Raw genomic sequence first — 3,339 nt, 5'->3', positions numbered from 1 at the left:
GGTTTCGCCGGGTTTTGTTTTCTCGTTTCTACAAACCCCCCCCAAACCCCCCCACGACGGTGGGGGCGTCCACAATGGCGAGTTGGCGATTTGTCGACCCGCGACCGGGCAAAATGCTCCGAATGGGCCCGGCGACACGGGTACCGGCGATCATCCCTCCGGCCTAAGGAGGCGATACCCTGGCCGACGTGGGTATTCCGGCGTGGATCTGGTTCGTCATCGCGGCCGTCGCCCTGGTGGCGGGGCTGGGGCTGCTCGCGGCCGACCGGGCGAAGGAGGGCTCGCGCAACCGCGAGCGAATGCGCTGGGCACAGTTGCGCGGCTGGCAGTTCGTCGAGGAGGACGAGCGCCTGCCGCAGCAGTGGTCGAACGGCGCGATCGGCTACTTCGGCGCGGACGCGGCCGTGAACGTCGTCGCGGGTTCCACCTTCACTTCCGACGGCCGCCGCCCGGTGTTCATCTTCGACATCGAGACCGAGGGCCAGATCCCCGCGGTCGTCGTCGCGGTGCGCTGCAACAAGAAGCACCGCATCCCGATCGAGATGTGGCTGTCCAGCGTCCCGTTCCAGCGCGCGGACATGCCCGAGATGCTCGGCCCGATCGGTGCCCGCTACGCCTTCGCGGACGACGCGGACGGCGCCCGCGTGGTGATCACGCAGGAGCTGGTGGACGCGGCCGACCAGCTGGGCGGCGACGTCGGCGTGGCCTGGCTGGAGAACGAGTGGGTGCTGGCCAGCGTGGTCCCGACGGCCGGGCCGTCGCGGCTGGAACGCCTGCTGCGCGACCTCGGCGAGATCGCGGACATCGTCGACCCGTTCGACGAGGACTACGACGCGGGCCGCCACCAGGCGAGCGCCCCGGTCCCGTCCGAGGCCACGGCCCAGGCCCCGGCGACGGCCCAGACCCCGGCTCCGGCTCCGGGCACCCCGGCGGCGGGGACGCCGGCCCAGCAGCCGCCGGCGGACGTCGAACCGAAGCCGAGCGAGAGCTAGAAGCCGAGCACCGGCCGGTCGAGCGCGCTGAGCGTCACCGACCGGTCCAGGGTGCCGCGCACCGACGTCGTGCCGCCTTCGGCGTGGACCACGTGGTCCACGCCGAGGTCGCCGCGGATCGACCCCGCCGGGCCGGCCGGGCCGAGGGACTGGCTCGTCTTCACCAGGCCCCACGCCGGGCCCAGCTGGCCACCCGCTTCGTGGCTCTGGCCCACGTCCAGGACGCCGGTGATCTGGCCGGTGGCGTGCTGCTCGGACGTCGCGCCGACCGCTCCGAAGCGGCCCACGTCGACGGCTTGGCCCGATGACCTGCGGGCCGACAGCGCTCCCTGGAGGTCGCCCGCGAAGGTGCCGTACAGGCCCGTGTCCAGCTGTTCGGCGTTCTGGCTCAGGACGTCTACGCCGTCGGCGGGCCAGATGCCGTGGCTCGTGCCTTCGCCGAGGCCGATCCGGTGCTCGGCGCCGCCGCCGAGGGGCGCCAGCGCCAGGTTCCGGGACGCGCCTTGGCCGAGCCGCTGGTTGTTCGCGGTGACCGCGCGGACGTCGCCCAGGCGCAGGGTGTGCCGGCCGGCGCGGGCGAGCGACTCGGCCTCCTGCGACGCGGCCGTCGTGTCCGTCTGCCGTTCTTCGCGGCGGGTGATCGCGGACTCGGTGAGGTCGTTGGTGAGCACCGCACCGGCGATCTCCTTCGCGAGGAAGTCGTGGCGGGTCGCGGTCAGGGTTTCGCGGACCACCGACGTGCCGTCCTCGCCCGAGGTCGCGACGTCGCGGCGGAACGTGCTGTCGTCGCGGTGGTCGATCGGCAGGGTCACCTCGGCCGGGCTCGCCAGCGCCGCGGCGGGGGCGGCGAAGAGCAGCGCGACGGGCGCCGCGCCCGCGGCGACTTTGGGCAGATAGCCGCTTTTGCGCCTGCTGTGCTTACCCATGCGGCGGACGATACTTCCCCGCCGAATCGAACGCACGTCCACCCGTGACCAGCGGGTATGTTCACCCACATGACCACCACCGCTCTCATCACCGGCGCTACCGCGGGCATCGGTGCGGAGTTCGCGCGCACGCTCGCCGCCCAGAAATACGACCTGGTGCTCGTCGCCCGCGATGCCGCGCGGCTGGAGGCGTACGCCGCTGAGCTGCGGGAAACGCACGGCGTGGCCGTCGAGGTGCTGCCCGCCGATCTGTCCGAAGTGGACGGCCGGACGGCGGTCGAGGAGCGGCTCGCCGCCGGGCCGGTCGACCTCCTGGTGAACAACGCCGGCTTCGGGCTGAACGGCGACTTCTGGACCATCCCGCCGGACGCGCTGCAACGCCAGCTCGACGTGAACGTCACCGCGGTCCTGCGGCTCACCCGGGCCGTGCTGCCCGGCATGATCGAACGCGGCCACGGCGAAATCATCCAGGTCAGCAGCGTGGCAGGCTTCTTCAGCGGCCGCGGTTCGACGTACACGGCCAGCAAGAACTGGGTCACGTCGTTCAGCGAAGGCATCGCCGCGTCGCTGCCCGAGGGTATCCGGATGATGGCGCTGTGCCCCGGCTTCACGGCCACCGAATTCCACGAACGGGCCGGGATCGGGAAAGCCGGCCCGAAAATCGCCTGGCTGGGTGTCGAACAGGTGGTCGGCGAGGCGCTCAAGGACCTGCGCCGCGGCAAGGTGATCTCCGTGCCGAGCCTGCAGTACAAGGCCGTCGTCGCGATCGGCGGCCTGCTGCCGCGCGCGGTGCTGCGCCGGATCAGCGGGGGCCGCGGCCGCACCTGAGTAGGGCTGTCCCTACCCGCAAGACGCACGCGCGCACCAGGGTGGTCCGGGGGTGTGCTCAATAGCGTTTTCCCCATGACAACTGGGTGGCACGAGGCAGCCGACGCGGTCCGGCTCGAGGCCGTGCGCAAGGAGTACGGCGACGGTGTGGTCGCGCTGGACGGGGTCTCGATCTCCTTCCCGCGCGGCGGGTTCACCGCGGTGATGGGCCCGTCCGGCTCGGGCAAGAGCACCTTCCTGCACTGCGCGGCCGGCCTCGACCGGCCGACGTCCGGCCGGGTCGTGCTCGACGGCCAGGACCTCGACGGGAAGAACGAGACCTACCTGACGAAGCTGCGGCGCGACCGCGTCGGCTTCGTCTTCCAGGCGTTCAACCTGCTCCCGGCGCTGACGGTCGAGCAGAACGTCGTGCTGCCGCTGCAACTGGCCGGCAAGCGTCCGGACAAGCGGCTGGTGGCGCGGATCCTCGCGCACGTCGGGCTCGACGGGCGCCGCAAGCACCTACCCGGGCAGCTCTCCGGCGGCCAGCAGCAGCGCGTCGCGATCGCGCGGGCCCTGGTCACCAACCCCGCCGTGCTGTTCGCCGACGAGCC

4 protein-coding genes are annotated in these 3,339 nt (G+C 72.1%); 3 read left to right on the top strand and 1 reads right to left on the bottom strand.

Translation table 11 applies throughout. The features are described from left to right. The first annotated feature begins 188 nt into the window (after positions 1 to 188). On the top strand, positions 189 to 992 hold the full coding sequence (locus ACWEVN_RS47290; protein WP_452055635.1) for a hypothetical protein: 804 nt from the start codon (positions 189 to 191) through the stop codon (positions 990 to 992). On the opposite strand, the gene ACWEVN_RS47285 is transcribed toward ACWEVN_RS47290, so the two are convergent. Continuing rightward, positions 989 to 1,918, bottom strand: a complete 930-nt coding sequence (locus ACWEVN_RS47285; protein WP_449686144.1) for a hypothetical protein — start codon at positions 1,916 to 1,918, stop codon at positions 989 to 991. The two genes, ACWEVN_RS47290 and ACWEVN_RS47285, sit on opposite strands and share 4 nt — an antisense overlap. Positions 1,919 to 1,987: 69 nt before the next feature. Between ACWEVN_RS47285 and ACWEVN_RS47280 the strand changes: the two genes are divergently transcribed. Then, complete coding sequence (locus tag ACWEVN_RS47280) at positions 1,988 to 2,746, top strand: SDR family NAD(P)-dependent oxidoreductase (RefSeq protein ID WP_452055634.1); 759 nt, start codon at positions 1,988 to 1,990, stop codon at positions 2,744 to 2,746. Positions 2,747 to 2,821: 75 nt separating this feature from the next. Next, positions 2,822 to 3,339 (top strand): ABC transporter ATP-binding protein (locus ACWEVN_RS47275; protein ID WP_452055633.1); only part of this gene is annotated, 518 nt, incomplete at its 3' end.

The organism is Amycolatopsis sp. NPDC003861, from assembly GCF_053605405.1.
The sequence above is the reverse complement of the archived record's forward strand: the minus strand, read 5'-3'. Positions and strand labels throughout refer to the sequence as shown.